Below are 22,531 nucleotides of genomic sequence, written 5' to 3'. Positions count from 1 at the left end.
GACCGCGGGCAGCAGCGTGCGGGAGGTGGCGGGCTGGATGGTGATGGCCACCTCGCTCGCGCCGGGATCCGGTTCACCACCGGGCCGCGACGGCAGCGGCCCATGATCGTGACGTGCATGTACGTGATCGGCAGCAGGCTGTCCGGGCCCGTGAAGCCGGGCAGACAGGCGCGCAGCCGTGCGCGGCCCTCCGGAGTCGCGGCCCGGATCCGCTCCGTGCCGTCGACGACGACCACCGCGGGCGGCCGTGCGGAGGGCAGCGGACGGGGTGTTCTGCGCGCGACGAAGTGCCTCAACGCCTGCGCCGGCGGCGCGACCGCGCACTGGGCGCGCGCCACAGCTCCGCGAAGGGATGGCGGTGGCCGGTACGGAACTCGCCGAGCAGGACCTCGCGCAACGAGCGGTAGCTGTAGGTGTGCTGACCGTTGAGGAAGCAGCTCACGCGAGTGAGGGGGGGCGAGGCCGGACAGCATGAAGCCGTCGTGCGGGACGAGGCGGCCCAGCTCCCGCACCAGCTCGCAGCGTGGCCGCCTCCAGCAAGAACTATCGGTACTCGACGAACTTGCAGGTCGTGATCGACGCCAAGAGCCGTTGGTGGTGGCGATCGGCCTACCCCTGCCCGGCAGCCGCAACGACTGCCGGGCGTTCACCGAGTCCGGCGTCGACCGGGCCTGCCGCAGCGCACCGGCCATCGCCGACGGCGGCTACCAAGGCACCGGCCTGCTCATCCCGCACCGCAGACGACGTGGCCAGACGCACCTCAGCCCACGCCAGGAAGTGGAGAATACCGTCCACCGCCGGGCACGAGCCGGGTGGAACACGCCCTGTCCAGGCTGAAGAACTGGAAGATCCTGCGGGACTGCCGACTCAAGGGCAACGGCGTTCACCAGGCCATGCTCGGCATCGCCCGGCTACACAACCTGGCCCTCACCCGATAACTCACACCCCATACGGGACAATCTCTAGCGGCCCAGAAGGCGGGGGTCCTCGTCGCCTTGGCGGATGTTGACTTCCACCACACCGCGGTCCGGGGCTGCTCCGGACCGCCGGAGGGCCTTGCGCGTCACGGCGACCGCGATGTCCGCCGCTTTGCCGGGTGTGTCGGCCGATACCTGCACGGTGGCGCCGACGGAGAAGAAGGCGCCGGTCGGGTTGTTAGACGTGGCGGTCGGCACGATTTCGTACTGCGGTTCCTCCTCCATCGAGTCGACCATCCCTTGTTGAAACCGCTGCCATTCGTCGTTGGTGACGTCCATCAGCAGCTGTACGTCGACTTCCCAGTTACTGGCCATGGCAAAGGCGCCCTTGTTCGTTTCGACTACCTGGGTTTGGCGTCGGCTGTCTTGCTGACAACCTGCGTCTTGGTGCCCACGATGGGCGACATGATCTGTGCGGTGCTCTGACCCCAGAAGCGGGCACTGTACTTCACCTTCTTGCCGTGCGGGACGGGTGCGTAGAACGTCGCCCTATCCCCACCCGTGCGCACGGTCTGCGTCTCCTTCGCGGTCGCGGCGACCAGCGGCCCTCGGAGCGCCCGCCCGCATCAGTTTGGAGGTGACCTTCAACTGCACCGAGGGGATGTTGCCGTAACACTGGGCGCGGGTCTTGTAGATGACGCTCTTGCCCTTCTTGGACCAGTGAGGAGCGTCCGCCGTGATGTTGCAGTACGCGCGAATCGTCCTTCTGTGCCCGTCCGTGCTCGGCACGTTCAGGGGGATCCGTGTAGTGCCCTCCACCTTCGGCTCCGGGGTCTCTGCGGAGTTTGAGGAACCCTTGCTCGCGCCGGTGAGGGTTTGTAATTAGGCAGTTTTCAAGATGAAAAACAGGTGCCGAATCTTTCGCCGAATACTTTCTGGGAATCTGTGGGTGGTGGCAGATTCACCGGCCGCTTGGAATCTTACTCGAAAATCCGCCCCGCTCTATGAGCGGATTGACGATATGGTGATAGGGGATCCCTTGCACTCGTCACCGTGGAATTATCGAGGCAGTGACGAATGGGCGGTTTCGGTAGAGGCTCCGTCGTGGAAGCCGACCTCGGCCGGATCTCGCAGCGGCACCGAACCGCACCCGCCATTTGGTGCGATCACCTTGTTCGTGCGACCGCGGCGCTGACGTTGCCGACCCCACCGCGGCTTGTGTGCGAGAGGAGCAGGGGTTTAAGGATGGTCTCTCAGCGCCTGGACTGCTGCAGCCACGCCAAACGCGCAGCCGCCAAGCGGGGTGGTCTCAGGAGTCGAGGCTTCCGCCTGCTCTCGCTCAAGCGGGTCGATACCGTCACACCGGTTCTGGGTGCGGAGAGAAAGCAGGAGCAGTGCATGGCGGCGCCGCTGAGCGCTGCGGCCTTCCTCGGAAGCCGCTGATGAAGCAGCCATTGCCAAGGGGGGCGAAGGCCGGGTGTGCACGTCCTTGGCGTAGAGGAATTGCGCTGTCCCGGCTCGTTCTGTCCCTTGTTGGGTGAGGGCGGTAGGGCCAGGGCGTTCCGGCCGTGTCGAGCTTGCCCTGCACGGTCGGTGCAGTCCGACCGTGGGTGTCGGTGTCGCGGGAATGCGCCGGCACTCACGGATCGTGGGCGAGGCAGGGGCGTGGACTGGAGCGTGGGTCGGACCAGATCCGGGCTGTCCGGGTGTGGGGTCAGGTCCAGGGTGCCGCCGCCGTGGCGCAGGGCGTTGATGCCGGGCTCCGAGACGCCCAAGGCCCGCGGTGTCGGCCTCGGCTGGGATCGGACCTGCGAGACCCGCGAGGGAGTCCCGGGCGCTGCCTGCGCCAGCCTGTGGTCCGCCCGTCAACCTCCGCGTCATCGCCGTTCGAATGTGAATACCTCATTGTCGAACACCCAAAAATCTATCGTGGCTGGAGTAGACATTGGGTGGTGGTCTGGTTAGGGTTTCTCTCGTAGCCAAGGAAGTCGGCAGGGCCTGGCAGAGATGAACTGCCGGGCAGCAGTACTCGCAGTTGCAGTTCGCAGGACGGTGCGGTGGCGGAGTGTCGAAGCCGGGGTTGTTGCAGGACGGGCGACGGGACTGGCGACCGCACCGGGCGGCCCGCAGTGATCAGGGGTTGCCGTGAGCAGTACCGCAGGTGACGCAGTACCCAGCAGTGAAGTCAGTGAGCAGTACCTCGGTGAAGGCGTCGGCTGCGGACGCGCGCACCGGGAAGTTCGGCAGTGGGGTTCGGAGCCAGAGCAGACGCAGGACGGGCGACGGGGCTGGCTGCCGAAGGTGGCGCTGTCACAGGCCGCCGAGCAGTTCGCAGTACCAGCAGTACGCAGTTGTTCGCCGAGGAAAGAACGGAGGAGCCAGGCGCCATCAGGATCGCCCGGGCGGAAGTCTTGAGCCCGGGTACCGCAGGACATCGATAGTGAGGTGGTCTCCGGTCAAGCAACCGCGATCCCCGCACCCCCGACAGGGTTCCCGTCGGGTCAGCGGAAACGGAACGCCGGCGCAGTACCAGGGCCGGCGGATGGTGTAGCAGTTCCTTCGGGGCCCTGGTGTCGTACGACACCAGGGCCCCTCAACCGTGTTCCACAGAGAGGTGCAATGACAGCAGACGACACCTTCGGCCGTCTCGACGACGACGACTACCCCGCCTACACGATGGGCCGGGCCGCCGAGATGCTCGGCACCACCCAGGGCTTCCTCCGCGCCATCGGCGAAGCCCGCCTGATCACCCCGCTCCGCTCCGCGGGCGGGCACCGTCGCTACTCCCGCTACCAACTGCGCATCGCAGCCCGGGCCCGGGAGCTCGTCGACCGCGGGACCCCGATCGAGGCCGCCTGCCGCATCGTCATCCTGGAAGACCAGCTCGAAGAAGCCCAGCGCATCAACGCCGAATACCGTCGCGCCGCCGAGTCATCCGCTCCGCCGGCCTCGGCCTGAGACAGCGAAGACATGCGACGGCCCAAATGGCTTCGTGGCGGGCGCCCGCACATGCTGCCCGGGACGCTCCAGCGTCCCGGGCAACGTCGTCTTCACCAGGGCTCCGGCCCCGCCCGCAGCCCCGGCTGTCATGCCGGGGCTGCGGCGGCTTCTTCCTGCGGGGTGCGCGGGCCGTGCAACGTGGTCCAACTCTCCCTGGCGGGGGAGGGGTACGGACCGTTTACGCGGAAAGGGTGAGTTCGGCGCGGCCGAACAGTAGCGCGTAGCCGGTGGGGAGCTGGTGCAGGATGCGGGTGATGAGGTCGGGGCCGGCGTGGGCGGCGACGGCTGCGAAGACGGACCCGGTGTCCCACCGGGTCGTGGCCAGGGAGGCGCCGGAGCGGGCGGCGAGGTCCTTGACGAAGGCCCATCCGGTCAGCGGCCGGGTGTCGGGGAGCTGCGCGGTCAGGACACGCGCGGCCTCCAGGGGCAGGCAGGCGGCCAGATCGACGCGTTCGTCGCCGGTGAGCTGGCGTCCCAGCCCCGCAAGGACCAGGCGGACCGCTTCCTCGGCTCGCTCGCGGGTGGGATAGGCGCCTTCGTAGCGGACCTTCTCCAGCATCTGCTCATATGCCGTCCCGTACGGCTGCTGGTGCTCAAGCGGTGCGCGCACGTCGGTGATCACTGCGGTGCATGCCTTTCATGGGAGCAAGGGTGCCGGTGTGGGGCACCGAGGTATGGGTCAGATGGGCTGGGGGCGGCCGAAGAGGAGGTCGTAGCCGGCGGGGAGCTGGAACAGGATCTGCTCCAGCAGGTCATCGCCGACCGTGTCGGCGACCGTCGACAGGACGGCGCCGACGTCCCATGTCGCGGTCTGCTCGGTGGCGCCCTCGATCCAGGCCGCAGTCGCCCGGACGAACCGCTCAGGGGGCAGCGGTTCGGCGCTCTGCAGCGGGTTGAGCAGGATCAGGGCGAAGCCCTCCGGCAGCCGTGCCGCGAGCTGGGCGCGGACCTCGCCGATCAGATGTGCGCCGAGCAGGGCGAGCACCACACGGGCCGCGCGCTCGGCTTCCTCCGCAGTGCCGTACTTGCCGCGTTCCTTCACATGGTCGAGGAACGCTTCGCGTCGCAGAGTCATCTCGGCCGCCACCCCTTCTTGTTCTTCGGACTGCCCACGGGGTGCGGAGGGCGGGGGAGGGGGAGATCAGATGCCCGTCCTCCGCACCTGACCGGCCGGTGTCAGCCGGAGATCTCCTTGTGGCCGGGCCCGACGCCGACGGAGATCTTGCGGGGCTTGGCACGCTCGGCGATCGGGATCCGCAGGGTCAGCACACCCGCGTCGTAGTCGGCCTTGATGTGCTCGGTGTCGAGGGTGTCGGCCAGCACGATCTGGCGGGAGAAGACGCCCAGCGGCCGCTCGGACAGCTCCATCTGCACGTCGTCGGCCTTTGCCACCGGCCTGCGCTCGGCCTTGACCGTCAGCATGTTCCGCTCGACGTCGATGTCGATCGTGTCCGCGGTGACGCCGGGAAGGTCGAAGGCCACCACGTACTCGTCGCCCTCGCGGTAGGCGTCCATCGGCATCGCCGACGGCTTCGACCAGGTGCCCGGGCCCACCAGCTGCTGCGCCAGCCGGTCCAGCTCACGGAAGGGGTCAGTGCGCATCAACATCGTGAAAACACCTCCAGCAGGTTCAGGCAGTTACTGCCAATGCGCCTCACTGACACCGTTGTAACATGTCATCCAATGGATGACAAACATGATGTCGTCTACCTGATGACAACCTTGAGGGAGGTGTCCGTGACCGCGGCAAACCAGCCGTCCTCGCCCAGCACCGACGCCCACAGCCCGGTGTCGTTCCTTGCCGCCGCGGCGGCCCTTGATGCCATAGACGACGCCCTGCGTGAAGCCCAGCACGAGACCCCAACCGCCCCCGCCCCCGGTCCGGAACAGGCCCTGGCCTCCTTGTCGCTGCTGCGGCACGTACGCGAGCAACTCGCCGGATGGGAGACCGGCCTGATCGAAACGGCCCGCGACGCGGGCGCCAGCTGGGCCGACCTCGCCCACCCCCTCGGCGTCGCCAGCCGCCAGGCCGCCGAACGCCGCTACCTGCGCGGCCGCCCCGGCCCCGCCGGGACCACCGGCGAACAGCGCGTACAGGCCACCCGACAGGCCCGCGCCGCCGACCGCACCACCGCCGCCTGGGCCCGCCGCAACGCGGCCGACCTGCGCCGCCTCGCCGGCCAGATCACCGCCCTCACCGACCTGCCCCCCGCGGCCCGCCGCCCGCTCACCGAACTCCACGCGGCCCTCGCCCACGACGACCCCGCCGACCTCATCGCCCCTCTGACCGCCGCCCGCCCCCACCTGACCGCCGCCCACCCCGACCTCGCCGCCCGGCTCGACACCCTCACACCCCCCTGACCGACGCCGCTGGCCTGCGGGTCACCTGGCCCGCTCCCTCACCGAGCAGGGTCTGCTGGACGGCAGGGCCGAGGGCGTGGGGACGCCGATCGGCCCCGGCCTTCCAGGCAGCCGGGCCGAAGTCGGCCACGGCCCGGGGCCTGCTCGCGCAGCGGGGTGAAGTCCACATCCAGCTTCGGGCCGTACGCCTCCGGTTGGAGGCCATGCTCGCCCACGCCTTCCTTGCCGTCACCGCAGCCGCCCAACGACGAGGATCACGATCTGCAGCTGGAGTGTTAACAGGCCGTCTCGTTTGGTTCAGCGTGTGGACCGGGGGACGGTGCCCGCGATGTGGAGTCCGGCTCTGCGAGGGGAGACGAAGCGATGACATTGCGTTCCGATGTGGCTGAGTTGCTGGCGGGGGCCGGCATCGTCGACGTGGATGTCGATGGTGCCCTCGCGGACGAGCACGTCCGGTCGTCTGCGTACCAACGTGTCGTCTCGGTGACGGCTTCCTCGCGGAGCCGTGACCGGGACCGTGCGATCGTCGCCGCCATCCTGCGTGACCCCCACGAGTTGGGGTCCAAGACGGCGGTGGTCGCCTTCGTGGACAAGATCGCGATGCAGGCGACCGGCCCTGCCGAGTTCCGGCAGTGGTCTGCCGGACTGTTGCCGGAGTTCGACCAGCTCAAAGCGGAGGGGTACCGCGAGTTCATCCGCCGCCGCATCCGCGACTGGCTGTTCTACCTGTCCATCGAGGACGGTCACGTGCCGGTACCGGCAGAGTTGGCAGAGGTCACGTACTGGATGCAGCGTGTCCTCGCCGAGCAGTCGACGTCGCCGGAGATACTCGCCCTGCTCGCCGGGTCAGGCTGCAGCAAGAAGATACGAAACATCGCGACAGGCCGGGCCGGAAACCGCAAGCTGAGAACGCACTGAGTCAAAAGTGGCGATGGGCGGGCGCGCAGAGTGCCGCACCCTCAAGAACCGCGTCACGTCCCACAGTCAGGCTGCGTGTATCACCCCCTAGGCCAATCGAGGGAAGGCGGGGCGGTCTCCATCGATAAGGGCCCGCCAGCTGCGGAAGGATGCGTTCCATGCGAACCATGAAACGCGTTCTCCTCGCGGCTGCGGCCGCGTCGCTGCTGGCGGCGAGCCACGGCGCGACCGCTGAGGCCTCGGCGCCCGCACCCATGCCCGTACAGTCCACGCTGGCAGCCGGGCCAGGCTGGCACCACGTGGCGGACTTTCCTCTGTCCGAGGAGAAGCGCTGTCACGAGCGCGGCCGGTGGTACATGGAGAACGGCGTACGCGCCTATGAGTGCCGGGCTGCCGGAGTCTGGGAGTTGTGGGTTCTCACCGAGCCCTCCTGACCAGGGCCGGGGCCGGATCGTTGCCCTCAAGGCGGTGTCTGCCCGGCAGCAATCCCGGGCAGGCACCGCCTCCGTGGTTCAAGGAATATCCTCGCCGTGACGCCCGTCGGTGGGCCGAGTCCCTAGCCCGCGAGCGGGAGCGCCAGGGGGAGCGGCGGCGCGCGGCCGAGCAGCAGCGGGCCGAGCGGGAATCCCGCCGCCCCGGGTGCACCGGCTGCGGTACCCGGTTCACCGACGAACGGTGGGAGGCCATCGAGTCCGCAGGGTGGGACGCTCCGCGGGAGACACACCCGCACCTGTACGGCGACTGCAAGCAGCGAGCTGTCACCGCCGAACGCCCAGCAGAACCCGTCGAGTACGAACCGCTGAAGCACGACCGGGACGGGCCCGTGCAGAAGGCCCGCGGCACCTGGCGCTCCCGCTTCCGCAGGTGACGCAGGCGGGTCGGCATTGTCAGTGGCGGCTGCGAGGCTGAACGGATGGACCGTGATGACGAGGAGCTGCTGTGCCGCCGGGTCTACGGCGCCGACCACGACCGCCCGGGCCCGCGGCCGGACCGGCGCTACGCAGAATTGGTCGGCGGACCGCTGGACGGCCTGCTGCTCGACGTCACCGACTGGACGCAGGACGAAGGCGACACCGGCGTCGTGCTGGCCACCGAGCTGGGGCAGTTCGGCGCTGGCGGCCGGGCCGTGTACGACCCGCGTCCAGGAGATCCGGTCCGCTTCGACTGGGTCGGCGACACGCCCTGACCGCCATGGCCGACTCGCCGCTCGAACCGGCCCGGGGCATGGGGCATGCCGAAGGCGTGACGAGCGTACCGATCATGGGGTACCGGTATGAACCCTGTCACCGATCGCGGTGGCGTATTCCGTGCCCGGCATGTGGGTGTGGCCGCAGGCCGCGGCGTCGCCGAGGGGGTCTGAGGGAACCGCTTCGGAGCGATGGGCGAAGGAGAGGTGAAAGCCCAAGTATTCGAGCATCGTCCCTTGGACGAGAGGAGCCCCGATGACCGTCGGACCAGGCGTCGGCATCGGCATCACGTGTGCCGATGTGGAGGAGAGCGACGCCTCAGTGATCGCGCGGTCCTGGGATGAGCCCGAGGCGTTCGCCGCGCTCTTCGACCGGCACGCCGACGCCGTGCACTGCTATGCGGCCCGCCGCCTCGGCGGCGAGGTCGCCGACGACCTCGTGGCGGAGACCTTCACCACCGCATTCCAGCAGCGGCATCGCTACGACCCGGCCCGCGGCGCGGGCGCCGACGCCCGGCCCTGGCTGTTTGGCATCGCGACCAACTTGGTCGGCCGGCATCGGCGGGCTGAGGCCCGCCGGTTCAAGGCCATGTCCCGGGTCCCGGCCCTCGCCGACCACGACGAGCCGCTGGCCGACCGGGCCGCGGACCGGGTGGTGGCGCGGGCCGTACGCCGCGAGCTGGCGGCGGCACTGGCCGCGCTGCCCGCTCGGCACCGGGACGTGCTGCTGCTGGTGGCCTGGGGGGATCTCAACTACGCAGAGGCGGCCCAGGCCCTCGGTATCCCCGTGGGCACGGTCAGATCACGGCTGCACCGGGCTCGCAGCAAGCTGCGCGAAGCATTGGGCGGATCCAATCCGACGGCACTGCGAGAGGTATCCGACCATGAATGACGAACTCGAACTCCTGAAGGAGTGGGACGCGGACGCCGCCCCGCTCACCGGTCCGGCCCGGGACCGGGCCCGGCACCAGCTGCTCAACGCGATGGCCCACGCGGACCAGCGCACCGGCACCGGCCCCAGCCGCCGCCATGCACTGCGCCTCGCGGCGGCCGCAGCGGTCGCCACGGCGGTTACGGGGACGGCGGTGCTGATCGGCACGGGCGGCTCCGGCGAGGGCGGCGTACCGGGCACGAGCACCCCGCGGGTGAAGAACGCCGCCGCGACGGTGCTGAACGGGGCGGCGGCGTGGGAGCGCGAGCAGGAGAAGGAGCCGGTGGCTCCGCGCGACGACCAGTTCATCTACTCGAAGCGGATCATCAAGGAGACGGAGCAGAAGACCGGCACGGTCAAGACCTACACCGACGAGATGTGGGACTCGGTGGACGTCTCCAAGCCCTCCTTGACCATGGAACTGGGCCGCGAGATGTGGGAGGAGCCCGCGGGGAAGGGCGGCGGGGTGTGGCCACCCCGGAAGTGGAGCGAGCTGAAGAAGCTGCCCCAAGACCCGGAGAAACTCATCTCGGCCATCATCTCCTACGGCTCCCGCGGCGGGTCCGACGACCGGCCGATCAGCGACCTCGGCAAGTCCGAACGGTTCGAGGCCTACTGGCTGCTCGGCGAGCTCCTGAAGAACCCGGTGCTGCCCCAGGGACTGCGCCCCGCGGCGTACGAGGCGCTGGCCCTTGTGCCCGGCGTCAGGACGATCCCGGGAGTGAAGGACTCCGCCGGGCGGACCGGGGTGGGGATCGCCCATACCGAGCGCGGGTCCTACGAAGGCAAGTACCTGATCTTCGACCCGGCGTCGTATGAATTCCTGGGCTTCCGCGACGAGCGGGTCTCGGCTTCCGGGAAGAAGAAGTACGTCCAGCTGTCGCACGTAGTGGACTGGGGGATCGTCGACCGGGTGAAACAGCGCCCGTAGGCCGCTATTCCGCGGCCGGGACCCACAGGGCCGCCGACACCGGCAGATGGTCGCCGGCGGCCCTGCGGTTTGCCTCCAAGAGGTCAGTGGGGATGCCGAAGCCGAAGACCTCGCCGCCCGGCGTCGCGAACGCCCGGTCCATACGGCGGTACGGGGTTGAAACAGCATGCCCTGACGCACCACCGCGCACCATCACCGGCGAACCGGCCGGACGCGGCGTACGGCCTGGGACGACGCCAGAACTCGGACCGTACCTTGGCCACATAGATACGGCCTGTGGCCGTGACAACGCCGCCGTGCAGGCCACGCTCGTCGGCATGGACGTCGACGCCATCACTCGGCAGCCTCACTGAGCAGACGGCCGCCAGGTCCACCCGCCGCCCGCGCAGATCTGTCCCCGCCACTAGCGCCTGCGTGCCTTCCCGCAAGGCCACCGCCCATACGCGCTGGTGTGTCGATGCGCCCTGTCCATGCCGCCCGCCCACAGCATCAGCCCGGCCCTGGGCCGGGATCAGGTCCCGTAGCCGCGGCTCGTCGACCTCGGCGGCGTCCACGGGGTTGTGGGTGAGTTACGCCCGCTTCCTCGCCCAGCACAATGAGGGCCAGGACCACCATGGTGGTGGTGAGAACCTCCGGCAGTGGACCAGAGGCGGCGCAGATGCCTTCGAGAGCACACGCGCCGCCTCACGGCGAGAGCCTGGCCGCGCTCAGCGGGGGCCTTCACCGGTCGGGTTTCTAGGCGGCGTACCAGCCGCGCCAGGCGTTGGACTTGTAGGTGCTGCGCCAGTGGCTGCCGTTGGCGGCCTTGACGACGACAGTGCGGCCTCCGTGGCCCCAGTAGGCGTGGACGGTGTCGACGGCGCGCCCGTTGTTCGGCATCTGCTTCCAGCCACCGGAGTTCTTCCAGATGTGCCAAATCTTGTTGTTCGACGTAACTGCGAAGACTTCGTCGACGGAGCGGTCCTGGTGGGCGTTCCAGTTGACCCTCAGGACATGGCTGCCGCACCTCACGACGGCCCTGTGCCCGAAGTAGGTTCCGCCGTAGCAGCTGCCGCCGCTGCCTACCTCCACGATGTCGGCCAGCTCCTTGGAGGTGTCGACCACAGGAACCTCTTCTGCGGGGGTCGAGGCTCCGGCAGCGGGGGCGAGGGTGGCAAGGACAGCTACCGCCCCGGCCACCGCGATACCGGTCTTGTGCATGTACCGCATATCTCTCCTTCGTTTCACGGGCACGCCCTGTGCCCACAGCCGCGCGTCAGGCGAGCAGGGTGTCTGAGGTCGAGTCCAGGGGTTTGGTGTGTTTTGGGTTTGTTGGGGTGTTCCGGCATGCTTTGGTGTGTCTTGGTGTCGGTGGCTTTCCGTGAGTTGGTCGAGATCTGGGTGGTTTTGCTGCCGCGGTCTTTGTATGTGTCGTTGCGCGTGATGGCATGGAGGCGACGTTGTTCCAGTGCCGAGGGGGGTATCGGGCTTGGGGTTGTGTCCGTGTGGGTGGCGGGCTTGGGGTTGTGTCCGTGGAGTGTGAACGGGCCGTGTACACCCGTGGGTTGTCAGGCGTGCGCCGGGCTCTCCGTCCCTGCCGTAGCGTTCTTGCCCGCGCACGGGTACTGGCCTGGTACCGCTGACGTCTGCGGTACACCTGCGGGTTGGACGGTCTCGGAGAGGGGCTGGGGGGCCGGTGTCTGATGCTGAGACGGCGGCGGCTTCACCGGTCACGTCGTTGAGTTCGGCGTGTGCCGTGGAGGTGTCCGGAGCGGCCTGGACGGGGATGAGGGACAGGCTGGGCAGGGGGCAGGGGGGTGGTGCTGGAGTTCATGCCCCTGGGTGGCGGGGGCGGTTGCCCTGTCGTGGGTTGCCGTGGTTCCGGTCGCCGGCCGGGTTCTCCGGACGGGTTCGTGGGTTTGTGGCTGGATTTGCAGGTGCTCTCTTCCCTGTCTCCCGGTCAGGCGGTATTTCTTCGGTGTTCCTTGCCGTGGTGCAGGGGCGGCCCGGGGCAGGGAAGGGACACTGCGATGACGCATGCGCGGCATTACGGCCAAGGAGACCGGGAGAGTGCCGCACTTGTCGCGCCGTCCGTCCGCGGCCAGAGGGACCAGAGGGACCAGAGGGATCACCAGAGGGACTCGAGGGGTCAGAGGGGTCAGAGGGAGATGACCTCGTTCGACGAGGTGTACGACCAGCCGGACCCCAGGCGTTTCTTCCGTCTCCTGGGTCATTGGGACTATCAGACGCCTGGCCATGCGCAGGGGGTGTTCCGGCGTCTGGCCGCCGCCCGTACGGGATGCGCCCGGGCCGTGGCTCCGGTCACTGTGCTGGATATCTGCTGCTCGTACGGCATCAACGCGGCTCTTCTCAACCACGATCTCACCCTGGAGGATCTGTATGCCCACTACACGTCCCCGCGGGCCGCGGCGCTGAGCACGGCGGAGCTGATCGAGTGGGACCGTGCCTATTACGCGGCTCACCGGCGTCCTGAGGCGTACCGGGTGGTCGGGCTCGACATCGCCGCGAACGCGGTCTCCTACGCTCTCGCTGTCGGTCTGCTGGACGACGGCTTCACCGAGAACCTCGAAACGGCTCCGCCCACCCCCGCGCTCCTGCGCGCCGTGCGGCCAGCCGTTGTGGTCACTGTCACGGGCGGAGCGAGCTTCCTGTCCCCGCGCACGTTCCAGCCGCTTCTCGCCGCTGCTGCCGAACCGGTGTGGGTCGCGGCGTTCGTGCTGCGCACCGGCTCCTACCGCCCTATCGCTGACGGTTTTGCACCGTATGGCCTTGTCACTGAGCGGGCGGCTGCTCCGAGCTATCCGCAACGCCGTTTCACCAGCGCGCGCGAGCAGCGGTATGCCCTCACGGCGGTGATGGCCGCGGGCGAGGATCCCCGGGGCAAGGAGACCGAGGGCTACTTCCACACCGCCCTGTACCTGTCACGGCCCGCGGAAGACGCCGCAGCCTTCCCGCTCACCGTTTTCACGTCTGAGGACGCGTGACTGGCGGTGGGCGAAGATGCGGCGGCTTCCGGCGGCGGCCCTGCAGGTCTGCGATGAGCCCCGCCGTGCGCGTGCTGGTTCGCGGAGAAGTCCGCGACGTCCACACGGCCCGCGCCGCCGCGCGCGGATATAGGTCCGGGGAGTTCTTCTCGGACGCGGAGGGGGAGCTGGGTGTGGTGGGGCCGGAGCCGGTGAGGCGGTTCGACAGGACCGTCGCCCGCTAGGGCTGCGTCGATCTCCTGTGCGCTGACGCGTTCGGATAGATGGGACTGGACCGGTACCGGCTCCTGCCCGGGTCGCCTCGACCCGGGCAGGAGCCGAGGAACCCGCCAGGATCGGCTGACCGCCCCAGGGGTGCGGCTTGGTGGTGTGCTTCCCGGGCAGCCCTGACCGCCAGAGTGGCCGGGCCGGGGGCCGGCCTTGAGATTCGGCTACTTGCGCCAGTACAGGTGGTGTGTCACGCCGCTGGGGCTGGGGACGATGTCCAGGTGGAACCGGTCGAGGAGCTCGTCGGGGGACTCCCAGAGCCGGACGCCGGACCCGAGTTTCATCGGCGAGACGGCCACGTGCAGGGTGTCGACGAGGTCGGCGTCGAGGAACTGCCGGATGGTGGTTGCCCCGCCGCCCAGGCGGACGTCCTTGCCCTGCGCGGCCTCCCGCGCCTGTGCGAGGACCGTGGCCGGGTCGTCGTCGGTGAAGTGGAAGGTGGTGTCGGAGAGCGTGAACGAGGGACGCTTGTGGTGGGTCATGACGAACACCGGGGTGCGGAAGGGGGGCTGGTCGCCCCACCAGCCCTGCCACTGATGGTCGTGCCAGGGACCGCGCTGGGGTCCGAACTTGTTGCGGCCCATGATCTCGGCGCCGATGTTGCGGTCGTAGTCCCGTGTCAGGTAGTCGTCCAGGCCCCGGCTGCCCCCGGGAGCGGTGCGCATGGGCCAGCTCGCTGTGGCGCCGGCCCAGGCGAACAGCTTCTCGGGCTCGACATGGCCGAAGGGCCTCTCCAGGGTCTGGTCTTCACCGGCGGCGATTCCGTCACTTGAGACGTTGAAGTTCTGGACTCTCAGCAGCTGAGCCACGTGTTCCTCCTGTGTTGTCGACAGCGGAGGTGAGACTGGCCGGGCCGGTGAAACTCATCGCGGTATCCGTGGCCGGGCCGTATCCGTGGCCGGCCAGAAACCGGGCTCCCCGGTGGCGTGCTGCGCGTGTCTGCGCCAGCTCGTCGGTGCGATGATGCGGGCGTGAGTCGCGATGTGAGTGCGGGTGTCCGGGCCCGCCTCGACGGCCTCCTGCAGGCACTTGTGGAGTCGGGCGCGGAGAGCGGTCTGCAGGTGGCGGTGTACGTGGACGGGGAGCAGCTCGTCTCGTCCTGTGCGGGGACGTACGATCCGCCCGGGAGCCGGTCACCGGAGCCTGACGCTCCGGCCACGGCGGCCGCTCCGGCCTCGGCCGCTTCGGCTGCGACGGCCGATGCGGCGACGGCCGATGCGGCGACGGCCGCTCCGGCTACGGCGGCCACGGCGTCCGCTTCGGCTTCGTCCGCTGCGGGTACGGCGGCTGTTTCGTCCGCTCCGGTTTCGTCCGCTGCGGCCACGGCGGCTGTGGTGGCTCCGGTGCCGCTTGCGCCCGGCACGCTGATCCACAGCTTTTCCACCGGCAAGGGCTTCATGGCCACGCTCGTGCACGTGCTCGCGGAGCGTGGCCTGATCGACTACGACACCCCGATCGCCCGCTACTGGCCCGAGTTCGCCGCTCATGGCAAGGGCCGGGCGACCGTGCGTGACGCCCTGGCCCACAGGATCGGGATCCCGCAGCTCCCGCCCGGTATCACCCCGGCCGAGCTGTGCGACTGGGACACGATGTGTGCCGTCGTCGCGGACCTTGCTCCGCTGTGGGAGCCGGGCACGGACAGCGGCTACCACGGCTGGACGTTCGGCTGGATCCTCGGCGAGCCGGTACGCCGTATCACCGGCCTTGCTCCGGCCGAGGCCCTTCGCAGGTATGTGACGGAGCCGCTGGGCATCGCGGACGAGCTGTACTTCGGCCTTCCCGAAGCGGAACTTCCCCGTCTCGCACCGCTGGTGGAGGGCAACTGGGCGGCCTGGCTGGAAGACCTTCCCCCGTCCGTGCCCTTCCGCCGTTTCGTCGTGCCGAACCGCGGTGTGTGGACCACCGCGGGCCTGGCCAACCGCCGCGACTACCTGCTCGCGGACATCCCGGCGGGCGGCACCACCACCGCACGGGCGGCCGCACGCATGTACGCGGCGCTCCTGGGTGAGGTCGACGGCGTGCGCCTGATCTCACCGGAGCGCCTGGAGGAGGTCACCGCGGCCGCGGTCCAGGGCAAGGACCGGATGCTCCTGGGCCGGTTCGCCAAGGGGCTCGGCTACTTCCTGGGGCTGCCCGAGATGGGCGGCGAGCGGACGGCTTTCGGTCACCACGGCAGCGGCGGCAGCATCGCCTTCGCCGACCGCGAGCGCGGCCTGGCCTTCGCGCTCACCCGCACCCGGCTGGTCGGCGGCGAGGCGGACCGGGCCGCGCAGCTGGTGGCGGACGAGATCCGCTCCTATGTGCCGAAGACCGCCGCACCGTAGCCCCCAGGGTGGCCCGGCCCGATCGCGGGCCCCGCAGCGCCGCCGCAGGGGGTTCTCTCCGGCACCGGGGCTGCGCAGGCGACACCGAGAGCCGCCCTGGACGGGACAGGGCGGCTCTTGCTGCCGGACCGCACGTGCCGCGCCGAGAACCCGGCGCGCCCGATCTCCCTCCCCCCGGACCGGGCCGGTCATGATCTCTCGCGGACTGGCCGCACACGGCCTGCTCGGCGAAGAGCATCCAGGAGAGGTCACCGTATGAATGCAGTTGTCCGGCGGCCGGCGGACCCGGCTGACAGCGAGTTCTGTCTCCAGCTCCACAAAGCCGCCATGGATGACTACGCCGCGGCGGTCCGGGGCTGGAACCATGAGGACCAACGCACCTGTCACGACTGCGGGTTCGACCCCGGCCGACGGCAGATCATCACCGTCGACGGCGCTGACGCAGGCGTACCGGCCGTCGAGGACCGCGCGCGTGAGATCTACCGGGAACGGATCGAGCTCCACCCCCACTACCAGGGACAGGGCACCGGCGCGCAGCTGCTCCGGTCCCTCCTCGACACCGCGGCCCGGCGGGGCCAGGACCTCCTCCTCGACGTGCTCGCGGTCAACACCCGTGCGTACGCCTTCTACGAGCGGCACGGTTCGCGGGAGGCGGCCCGGCACGGGAGGCGGCCCGGCACGCAGAGAACAACAGAAAGATCCGAATGCGCTGCACCCACCCGCGGACCGGCCAGTGAGACCGTGCGGACCGCCCCAAAGACGCCCCGGGACCACACGCCCTCCCTACGCCCTCCCTCGTGACGAGCGGTCAGGGGAGACGGCGGACGAAGACGTCTGAGGTGTTGTTGGTGTCACCGGGCACGATGTCGTCGGCCGCGGACTGGAAGACCACCTCACGCCCGCCAGCACTGACCGCGTCGGTCCCGGCCGCGGCGGGCTGGTCGGCGACGGTCTCATCGGTGCCCGTGCGCAGATCGCGCAGTACGAGGGAGGGCCCGCTCGTGCCGTGCGGGGCGAACAGCAGGTAGCGGCCCGTGGGATCAATGGCCACACCCCGCACGCCCGCTACGAGCTGGGCGGTGCCCGAGGGCACGTCGTGGACGTAGGTGTCGGTGCCGGAGAGGTAGACGGCCTTGCTGCCGTCGTCGCTGAGCTGGACGAGTGCCGCCGCCTGGGAAGGACCTTCGATCGGGCCGATGGTGGCGCCGGTGCGGTCCCACACGAAGACGTCCTGGGACTTGGCGTCCTGGTAGGCGACATAGCGGCCGTCGCCGCTGAGGGAGGGCCTGGAGGGCTGGGTGTGCTCCAGGCGGGCGACGGTGTGTTTGGCGCCGGTGCTCCCGTCGTGGACCTCGATGCGCTGGCTGGGGGAGGGCTGCCTGAGGTGGACGACGAGGGCGGTGTAGCGGCCGTCCGCGTTCAGCACCGGCTGGTTGCAGCTGTAGGCCGAGCAGTCCGCGGAGACCGTCCTGCCGGTGCTCACCTGGTACTGGCGGATCCGCACGTTGTTCATCCACTGCACCGGATAGGCAACGTACTGCCCGTCACCGCTGATCACCGGGGGCTGGAGCGGGGGCAGGGCACCCATCTGCCGGGGCTGCCGCGTCTGCTGGTCGCGGACGTAGACCCGGCTGTCTCCCGTCGTGCCGTCGGGGGTGAGGTTCTTCGCCGACGAGGAGAAGACGACGTGGCGTGCGTCGGGCGTGATCGAGGCGTGGGAGGAATGGCCATCGGCCTGGGTGCCGTCGGCGGCGACACTGATCCTCTCGACACCGGTCGCGTGGCCGCCCGCGGGCCCGGACGCGGGTGAGGGCTCGGCCGCGGCGCCTTGGGCCAGCAGCACGGTGACCGCACAGACCGCGACCGCCGTGCTCAGCCCGGCCCGGACACGTCTGGTAGCGCTCCGGCTCGTCTTCCCGCTCATTTTCCCCCCAGTCAGAACACGGTTTCTCCCCCGGTTCCTCACCGGAGGACCGCAAGCATGCAACCGCGACGCCGCAGTGGGGTCAAGAGGGCACCGCGACGCCGACACGCTCCACACGGCCCCTCGAGGCGGGCTCGGGCCACATGTGAGCGGCGTACCGTCCGGGGTGCCGGGAGCTCCGCGGCGAGCCCAACGCCCAACCACCACCGCCCGTACGCCCGTTCCGGACCCCGCCGGCCGCCACGACGGACCATGGACCCTTGAAGAAGGCGCCCCACATCCCGTGCCAACACCCCTGCACCACCACCTCATCACCCGATCCCAGAACCCCGCCGACCTGCTCAACACCACCCCCCGCCCCTTCGGCGCCGCGATCACCACCTCACCCCTGAACGAACCGCGCGGCGCAGACCACGAACTGCGCGGCGAGGGAGGACTGCGCCCTGCGCCCCAGCCCAGGAACAGGTACTCACGGCGGGCGAGCCAGGCCGAGGGGTCTAGTACGGACCGTTGACGTTGTCGATCGACCCGTACCGGTCGGCCGCGTAGTTACAGGCAGCGGTGATGTTGGCGACCGGGTCGAAGCTGTCCAACGACGTCCCGGGCAGACGGTAGGCAGCAAAAGTCGGGTCGATGACCTGCAGAAGCCCCTTGGACGGCGTTCCCGCGACAGCGTTGGAGTCCCAATTGTTGGTGGCCAGAGGATCACCAGAGGACTCACGCATGATGTTGCGGTGGATGCCCTCGTAGGAACCAGGGATGCCATGCTGCGCCAAGATGTCGAGCGACTCCTTGATCCAGCCGTCAAGATCGTTGGTGTAGGACTTCTTCGCCGGGGCAACGGCGGGCTCGGCGGCGACCGCGCTGTCACGCTCGGACCGATCCGCCCGCCCGGCCGGACCCTTCGCACCGAGGGTGAGCTTGAGACCGGGTCGGATCATCCCCGGGTCGCCGCCCAGAGTGCCGCGGTTGTCCTGGTAGAGCTTCTCCCAGCCGCCGCTCAGGGAGTGCTCCCGGGCGATCTTGGAGAGAGAGTCACCCGCTTCGACGACGTACGTCCTGGGCGCCGCGGCGGGCCGGGCGACCGTCCCGGACTGCGCCGCGGCAGCGTCGGCCGCGCCGAGCACCGGCAGCGCGAGCACGGCCCCGCCCGTGCCTGCGGCAGCGATGCCCCGGCTGAGCGGGCTGGACTTGGGGCGGCGGTGCTTTCCCTTTGCAGGCATGACGAATTCCTCTCCGTCGCCTACGAGGTGAGCTGTCGGGTTCGGACGGGAGATGTCCGGTCGCACGGCGCGCGACTTCACCCCGAGCCGCTCCGGAATCCGGACCGGCGTCTTACCTGGGTCCCCCGCTCCTGCCGTGCGTAAGTAAGTGGGTAGGAAGGTTTCCGGACAGCGGCAGGATTCGGCGTTCCATCCGGATTGACGGTGACGTTAGGCGAGGAAACCCGGACGGAACAAGAGCAGAATTCAAAGAAGGAATGAACGAGCCCCATTCCTGACGACTGCCGCCCCTCACCTTCTTTGATCAAAAACTCCAACCTTCTTTGCGCAGAACGGAAGCGCGCTCTACAGCCCCCGAAGCCACCGCCTCCCCGTGTGACTCATTTCACCGGACGGCATACGGGCTGGAATACGACCCGACGGCAGATCAGAGCACGCTATTTCGTACCCACTTTCCGCAATGCAGGCGACACTTCCCGTACGCCACCAATGCCCGAAGGAGCAGCTTTTCAGCGCAAAGACGGACATTACGCATGGATGGTTCCCCCGGACCCAGCCAGAAGAAATTGACGAGGCATCGACGACAGAAGACTGCGCAGAACCTAACGGCCCATCAACCCCATCGAATCCACCGAAGAACGAAGAAGACGGAGAATCTGGCGACCCATCAGACCAATAACCAATAGGGAAAACCGGCCAACGGGAAGACTGAGAGCGCGATGCCACAACTACCGGGTGCACCCTGGACGCACCGGCCACCTGTATGCGCAGCTCTCCCCGGACCATCGGCGCTCCACGCGGTCCAACAGCCCTTCGACCCGCAGCGCATGACGCCACATCACGAGCATCCCGGAGACCCATCAGACCAGCACCACCAGCCGAAACCAACGCCGACACACACCACCCAGAAACCCGCACAAGACAACGGGCCGGTCCGTACGGTCAGCACGCCAGCACTGCAGGCGCACCGGGGCCGTCAGCGCGCCGGGGCGATCCTGATCTCGGCCACGATGCCATCGCCGCACAGGGCCAGCGCTCCCGGCCCTTCGTGACGTACGCAGTCGAGACGGCCGAGCACAGCCTCCGGTGCGCCCGGTGCAGTGACACTGATCCCTCCGGTGACCGCCATGACAAAGACGATCTCACCCACAGTGCACGCCACCGTGACCGCCCGCACACCGATGACGGGGAGGATCTGCACATGCGCCGTCGCCCGGCCCCTGCGGGTCATCACGTTCAAGTCGCGGACCGCGCCCGCCTTCAGCTCGCAGCCTGTCGCTGCGTCACCGGAGAAGGAGAACGGGGCCAACAGCGCGACCGGCTGTCGTGTGCCGTCCACGGTGAGGACCATGCCTTCCCCTTCGACCAAGGTGATCACGCGATCGACCCCGGGAAAGGAAGAGAAGGGCCCTTCTGTGCCCACGTCCGCGACGCTCACCCGCCAGTCGAAACCGTCCACGGGCTCCACCGAGGCCAGCGACACTCGCATCGCACCCGATGCGACCTCGCGGGTCACACCACCGCCGTTCTTCCACGGCACGCTCGAGTATCCGCTCCAGTGCAGAACATCCATGCCCATACGCCGCCGCCTCCCGCTTCCCTCGCCCTGCCCCGATTACCCTCACCACCGCCACCCGGACTTTGTGCCCTCAGACCGCAGAAGCACGCCGAGACAAGTGACCACTGATCCCCAGGCCAGCCTACGTGCCAGCCAGATACACAGAGCAGGCTCCACTTCACCGCCGGGCCCAAGACACAGACCCGCCAACCGCGGACACCAGGCCACGAAGGCCCAGACGCTCGCATTCGCCTAGCCGAAAGGCTTAGCACCCATGGGCACTGGCTCCACGCGCACGAGGCCGACTGACTCAGAAACAGATTCCTGTGCCGCCTCTTCTGCGCTACCTACGCCCCGTCGCACCGGGGGCTTGCTCGTGCACGAATCGGCAAACGGGCTGCGCGGATGGGCAATGACCGCTCGGGATGCTCACGACATAGTGGAACCACTGAGGCGACCTGTCGACTTCTCCATACGAGTCTGCTGATGAAGCACCACGGCCAGCGCGCCCCCGAGTCGCGGGCCGATTTCCCTGTTCGAGCTCTCAACTTCGGTCAGGGTTTGCATGAATTCTGTAGCAGACCGAAAGGGCGCGGTCGTGTCAGGAACTCTATTCCCAGAGCTCGGCCATGTATCCGTGCGCCGAGCGCAGAAATCGATATCTGGAGGGAACATGGGACGTTTACGCACCATTATTGCCATCATAGCCGCCGGAATAGCGACTGTGGTAGCCGTCACCGTTCTGGCTGCACCCGCGCAGGCAAGTCCGAAGAGCCGCGAGGCCGCAAAGCAGAGCGAACAGACCAAAGAGCCGGTCAAGGCCCGTGGCATCGGCGAGTGCACGATGTACCTCGAACTGAAGGGGTACGAAATCACTGATGCCCGGTTCTTCGGCTGCTTCTCAGGAAAGGGAATCGGTGGCGCGCAAGGAATTGCAGTCTGCACCGGTACACTCCTGGCTGCTCAGGTACGGCTCCGTCACGCGGCACCTGCCTGCGCCCTCTCCATTTTGTGACAGCTCGTGAAGCAGCGGTGAATCCCCCGGAGGCTGAGAGTGAAGTGGCACCGGGGGATTCACCGTTCGTTGTGTGCCTTGGCCCGGCCAACGACATCACCGAGCTCCAGACCCTACGGTGATGCTTTCCTACTACGGAAATTCCGCCAGACCCAGTCGATGACCTTGGCGACGGGCAGCAGCAGGGCCACACCGATCACCACGGCACCCGCTACGAGGAAGACCCAGCCCAGATCTTGGTCCACGGCTTGCACGATCCATCGCAGCAGTTGAAACACCAGGGCGGCGAGCAGAAGTAGAGGAAGGGAGTACCTTTTTTGCGCAAAAGCGAACATTACATGAGAGAGATTTCCCCCAGATCCTGCCGGCCTTCGGCGCGTGGCAGGCCTGAACAGTGGAATACGGCAGCACGGTGAAGCCGACAAGCCGTGCGCGCTGCATTCACGGGCGAGGGCCGAGAGAGGCGATCTGGCACGAGCTGTGGGGCTGAGAAATAGCGACCCATGGTGCTGGGGAGCTAACCGTTAGCGGGGGAGGGGCGTCCGGGCGGCTGGGCGTGAAAACCGAGGAGGCTATTAAGAACATGCCGCAGGGCACCTAGCCACTGGACGCTACCTTGCAAGAGCGGGATGAGACGGGGAGTCAACTGACCGTACGCTGTTTAGAATTCCTTGCAGAAGAAATTGACAGGATATCAATAACGGGGGACTGTAGAGAATCTGATGGCCTTTCAATTCCAACAGCCCAAGAACAGAACCCGCATGACTGACCGTCAGGTTGATTGAGAAAGCCGAAAACCGACAGCGTTCATCCCGCAGCCAGCCCCAGGAATTCGCGGAGCGAATTCCTGGACCGAATCGCGGAGCGATTCGGTTGCCGGGCAACGGAGTTGACCGGCTTCGGCCCCGGAGGGGCCGACCGGGCGGCGCGGAGCGGCGCCCGGTTCCGCCGCGTAGCGGCGGCGCGTCGTGTCCGCGGAGCGGACCGCGCGC

23 protein-coding genes, 1 pseudogene and 1 riboswitch are annotated in these 22,531 nt (G+C 68.5%); of the genes and pseudogenes, 12 read left to right on the top strand and 12 right to left on the bottom strand.

What is annotated here, in order from left to right; translation table 11 throughout:
• Positions 1–292 precede the first annotated feature (292 nt).
• Positions 293–442, bottom strand: coding sequence for a hypothetical protein (locus tag ACZ6AA_RS35790; protein WP_471462630.1), 150 nt, complete (start codon positions 440–442; stop codon positions 293–295).
• A gap of 51 nt (positions 443–493) precedes the next feature.
• Here ACZ6AA_RS35790 and ACZ6AA_RS35785 point away from each other — a divergent pair.
• Positions 494–938, top strand: a pseudogene (locus ACZ6AA_RS35785) (transposase); the annotation flags it as partial.
• Positions 939–962: 24 nt separating this feature from the next.
• Here the strand turns inward: ACZ6AA_RS35785 and ACZ6AA_RS35780 are convergent.
• Positions 963–1,292 (bottom strand): hypothetical protein, encoded by a 330-nt coding sequence (locus ACZ6AA_RS35780; protein WP_468461465.1) that lies wholly within the window; start codon positions 1,290–1,292, stop codon positions 963–965.
• Between the two features lie 2,244 nt (positions 1,293–3,536).
• Between ACZ6AA_RS35780 and ACZ6AA_RS35775 the strand changes: the two genes are divergently transcribed.
• Positions 3,537–3,875: a MerR family transcriptional regulator gene (locus ACZ6AA_RS35775; protein ID WP_468462687.1), complete on the top strand. Its 339-nt coding sequence runs from the start codon at positions 3,537–3,539 to the stop codon at positions 3,873–3,875.
• A 220-nt stretch (positions 3,876–4,095) separates the two neighbouring features.
• Here the strand turns inward: ACZ6AA_RS35775 and ACZ6AA_RS35770 are convergent, their stop codons facing one another.
• The 3 genes from ACZ6AA_RS35770 to ACZ6AA_RS35760 form a co-directional block, all read right to left on the bottom strand.
• Positions 4,096–4,539 carry a DUF2267 domain-containing protein gene (locus tag ACZ6AA_RS35770; RefSeq protein ID WP_468483916.1) on the bottom strand — a complete coding sequence of 148 codons (444 nt, stop codon included), beginning with the start codon at positions 4,537–4,539 and terminating at the stop codon, positions 4,096–4,098.
• 57 nt (positions 4,540–4,596) lie between these two features.
• A complete protein-coding gene (locus ACZ6AA_RS35765; RefSeq protein ID WP_468483915.1) occupies positions 4,597–4,992 on the bottom strand; it encodes a DUF2267 domain-containing protein in 396 nt (131 codons plus the stop codon).
• A gap of 101 nt (positions 4,993–5,093) precedes the next feature.
• Positions 5,094–5,525: an Hsp20/alpha crystallin family protein gene (locus ACZ6AA_RS35760; protein ID WP_468462690.1), complete on the bottom strand. Its 432-nt coding sequence runs from the start codon at positions 5,523–5,525 to the stop codon at positions 5,094–5,096.
• Between the two features lie 129 nt (positions 5,526–5,654).
• Here ACZ6AA_RS35760 and ACZ6AA_RS35755 point away from each other — a divergent pair, with 129 nt between their 5' ends.
• From ACZ6AA_RS35755 to ACZ6AA_RS35730, 6 genes are all read left to right on the top strand, one after another.
• Positions 5,655–6,278, top strand: a complete 624-nt coding sequence (locus tag ACZ6AA_RS35755; RefSeq protein WP_468483914.1) for a type III effector protein — start codon at positions 5,655–5,657, stop codon at positions 6,276–6,278.
• A 363-nt stretch (positions 6,279–6,641) separates the two neighbouring features.
• On the top strand, positions 6,642–7,196 hold the full coding sequence (locus ACZ6AA_RS35750) for a hypothetical protein (protein ID WP_471462626.1): 555 nt from the start codon (positions 6,642–6,644) through the stop codon (positions 7,194–7,196).
• Positions 7,197–7,363: 167 nt separating this feature from the next.
• Entirely contained in the window at positions 7,364–7,630 is a 267-nt protein-coding gene (locus ACZ6AA_RS35745; RefSeq protein ID WP_471462625.1) for a hypothetical protein, read from the top strand.
• Between the two features lie 479 nt (positions 7,631–8,109).
• Positions 8,110–8,382, top strand: coding sequence for a hypothetical protein (locus ACZ6AA_RS35740; RefSeq protein ID WP_468462694.1), 273 nt, complete (start codon positions 8,110–8,112; stop codon positions 8,380–8,382).
• 256 nt (positions 8,383–8,638) lie between these two features.
• Positions 8,639–9,274 carry an RNA polymerase sigma factor gene (locus ACZ6AA_RS35735; RefSeq protein ID WP_471462623.1) on the top strand — a complete coding sequence of 212 codons (636 nt, stop codon included), beginning with the start codon at positions 8,639–8,641 and terminating at the stop codon, positions 9,272–9,274.
• A complete protein-coding gene (locus tag ACZ6AA_RS35730) occupies positions 9,267–10,244 on the top strand; it encodes a CU044_5270 family protein (protein WP_471462621.1) in 978 nt (325 codons plus the stop codon). The genes ACZ6AA_RS35735 and ACZ6AA_RS35730 overlap by 8 nt, the downstream gene beginning before the upstream one ends.
• Before the next feature lie 4 nt (positions 10,245–10,248).
• On the opposite strand, the gene ACZ6AA_RS35725 is transcribed toward ACZ6AA_RS35730, so the two are convergent.
• Together ACZ6AA_RS35725 and ACZ6AA_RS35720 are read right to left on the bottom strand one after the other, a co-directional pair.
• Positions 10,249–10,386 carry a hypothetical protein gene (locus ACZ6AA_RS35725; protein WP_468462697.1) on the bottom strand — a complete coding sequence of 46 codons (138 nt, stop codon included), beginning with the start codon at positions 10,384–10,386 and terminating at the stop codon, positions 10,249–10,251.
• A 593-nt stretch (positions 10,387–10,979) separates the two neighbouring features.
• Complete coding sequence (locus ACZ6AA_RS35720; RefSeq protein WP_471462619.1) at positions 10,980–11,444, bottom strand: hypothetical protein; 465 nt, start codon at positions 11,442–11,444, stop codon at positions 10,980–10,982.
• Positions 11,445–12,391: 947 nt separating this feature from the next.
• On the opposite strand from ACZ6AA_RS35720, the gene ACZ6AA_RS35715 reads away from it, so the two are divergent.
• A complete protein-coding gene (locus ACZ6AA_RS35715; protein WP_471462617.1) occupies positions 12,392–13,228 on the top strand; it encodes a hypothetical protein in 837 nt (278 codons plus the stop codon).
• A gap of 431 nt (positions 13,229–13,659) precedes the next feature.
• On the opposite strand, the gene ACZ6AA_RS35710 is transcribed toward ACZ6AA_RS35715, so the two are convergent.
• The gene (locus ACZ6AA_RS35710; protein WP_468462559.1) at positions 13,660–14,304 is read right to left on the bottom strand and encodes a dihydrofolate reductase family protein; all 645 of its coding nucleotides are present in this window, start codon (positions 14,302–14,304) and stop codon (positions 13,660–13,662) included.
• Between the two features lie 117 nt (positions 14,305–14,421).
• Here ACZ6AA_RS35710 and ACZ6AA_RS35705 point away from each other — a divergent pair, with 117 nt between their 5' ends.
• Positions 14,422–15,819, top strand: coding sequence for a serine hydrolase domain-containing protein (locus ACZ6AA_RS35705; RefSeq protein WP_471462615.1), 1,398 nt, complete (start codon positions 14,422–14,424; stop codon positions 15,817–15,819).
• Between the two features lie 327 nt (positions 15,820–16,146).
• Positions 16,147–16,620: a GNAT family N-acetyltransferase gene (locus tag ACZ6AA_RS35700; RefSeq protein WP_471462613.1), complete on the top strand. Its 474-nt coding sequence runs from the start codon at positions 16,147–16,149 to the stop codon at positions 16,618–16,620.
• A 7-nt stretch (positions 16,621–16,627) separates the two neighbouring features.
• Here ACZ6AA_RS35700 and ACZ6AA_RS35695 read toward each other — a convergent pair whose 3' ends face one another.
• From ACZ6AA_RS35695 to ACZ6AA_RS35685, 3 genes are all read right to left on the bottom strand, one after another.
• Positions 16,628–17,743, bottom strand: a complete 1,116-nt coding sequence (locus tag ACZ6AA_RS35695) for a TolB family protein (protein ID WP_471462611.1) — start codon at positions 17,741–17,743, stop codon at positions 16,628–16,630.
• A gap of 497 nt (positions 17,744–18,240) precedes the next feature.
• Positions 18,241–18,966 (bottom strand): transglycosylase SLT domain-containing protein, encoded by a 726-nt coding sequence (locus tag ACZ6AA_RS35690; protein ID WP_468484151.1) that lies wholly within the window; start codon positions 18,964–18,966, stop codon positions 18,241–18,243.
• Positions 18,967–18,968: 2 nt separating this feature from the next.
• A riboswitch (cyclic di-AMP (ydaO/yuaA leader) is annotated at positions 18,969–19,127 on the bottom strand.
• Between the two features lie 815 nt (positions 19,128–19,942).
• Positions 19,943–20,539 carry a HutD/Ves family protein gene (locus tag ACZ6AA_RS35685; protein WP_471462609.1) on the bottom strand — a complete coding sequence of 199 codons (597 nt, stop codon included), beginning with the start codon at positions 20,537–20,539 and terminating at the stop codon, positions 19,943–19,945.
• 658 nt (positions 20,540–21,197) lie between these two features.
• On the opposite strand from ACZ6AA_RS35685, the gene ACZ6AA_RS35680 reads away from it, so the two are divergent.
• Positions 21,198–21,539, top strand: coding sequence for a hypothetical protein (locus ACZ6AA_RS35680; RefSeq protein WP_468462564.1), 342 nt, complete (start codon positions 21,198–21,200; stop codon positions 21,537–21,539).
• Positions 21,540–21,652: 113 nt separating this feature from the next.
• On the opposite strand, the gene ACZ6AA_RS35675 is transcribed toward ACZ6AA_RS35680, so the two are convergent.
• The gene (locus tag ACZ6AA_RS35675) at positions 21,653–21,784 is read right to left on the bottom strand and encodes a hypothetical protein (RefSeq protein WP_471462607.1); all 132 of its coding nucleotides are present in this window, start codon (positions 21,782–21,784) and stop codon (positions 21,653–21,655) included.
• Positions 21,785–22,531 lie beyond the last annotated feature (747 nt).

It is taken from the genome of Streptomyces sp. NPDC040610 (assembly GCF_055594065.1).
This window is presented reverse-complemented; position numbering and strand designations above follow the sequence as displayed.

Bases quoted from the DNA above. Each gene is read 5' to 3' on its own strand.
- ACZ6AA_RS35750 (WP_471462626.1), top strand. From the start codon at position 6,642: ATGACATTGCGTTCCGATGTGGCTGAGTTGCTGGCGGGGGCCGGCATC.
- ACZ6AA_RS35685 (WP_471462609.1), bottom strand. From the start codon at position 20,539: ATGGATGTTCTGCACTGGAGCGGATACTCGAGCGTGCCGTGGAAGAAC.
- ACZ6AA_RS35780 (WP_468461465.1), bottom strand. From the start codon at position 1,292: ATGGCCAGTAACTGGGAAGTCGACGTACAGCTGCTGATGGACGTCACC.
- ACZ6AA_RS35715 (WP_471462617.1), top strand. From the start codon at position 12,392: ATGACCTCGTTCGACGAGGTGTACGACCAGCCGGACCCCAGGCGTTTC.
- ACZ6AA_RS35680 (WP_468462564.1), top strand. From the start codon at position 21,198: ATGGGACGTTTACGCACCATTATTGCCATCATAGCCGCCGGAATAGCG.
- ACZ6AA_RS35760 (WP_468462690.1), bottom strand. From the start codon at position 5,525: ATGTTGATGCGCACTGACCCCTTCCGTGAGCTGGACCGGCTGGCGCAG.
- ACZ6AA_RS35735 (WP_471462623.1), top strand. From the start codon at position 8,639: ATGACCGTCGGACCAGGCGTCGGCATCGGCATCACGTGTGCCGATGTG.
- ACZ6AA_RS35775 (WP_468462687.1), top strand. From the start codon at position 3,537: ATGACAGCAGACGACACCTTCGGCCGTCTCGACGACGACGACTACCCC.
- ACZ6AA_RS35690 (WP_468484151.1), bottom strand. From the start codon at position 18,966: ATGCCTGCAAAGGGAAAGCACCGCCGCCCCAAGTCCAGCCCGCTCAGC.
- ACZ6AA_RS35765 (WP_468483915.1), bottom strand. From the start codon at position 4,992: ATGACTCTGCGACGCGAAGCGTTCCTCGACCATGTGAAGGAACGCGGC.
- ACZ6AA_RS35740 (WP_468462694.1), top strand. From the start codon at position 8,110: ATGGACCGTGATGACGAGGAGCTGCTGTGCCGCCGGGTCTACGGCGCC.
- ACZ6AA_RS35720 (WP_471462619.1), bottom strand. From the start codon at position 11,444: ATGCACAAGACCGGTATCGCGGTGGCCGGGGCGGTAGCTGTCCTTGCC.
- ACZ6AA_RS35700 (WP_471462613.1), top strand. From the start codon at position 16,147: ATGGATGACTACGCCGCGGCGGTCCGGGGCTGGAACCATGAGGACCAA.
- ACZ6AA_RS35725 (WP_468462697.1), bottom strand. From the start codon at position 10,386: ATGGACCGGGCGTTCGCGACGCCGGGCGGCGAGGTCTTCGGCTTCGGC.
- ACZ6AA_RS35730 (WP_471462621.1), top strand. From the start codon at position 9,267: ATGAATGACGAACTCGAACTCCTGAAGGAGTGGGACGCGGACGCCGCC.
- ACZ6AA_RS35745 (WP_471462625.1), top strand. From the start codon at position 7,364: ATGAAACGCGTTCTCCTCGCGGCTGCGGCCGCGTCGCTGCTGGCGGCG.
- ACZ6AA_RS35695 (WP_471462611.1), bottom strand. From the start codon at position 17,743: ATGAGCGGGAAGACGAGCCGGAGCGCTACCAGACGTGTCCGGGCCGGG.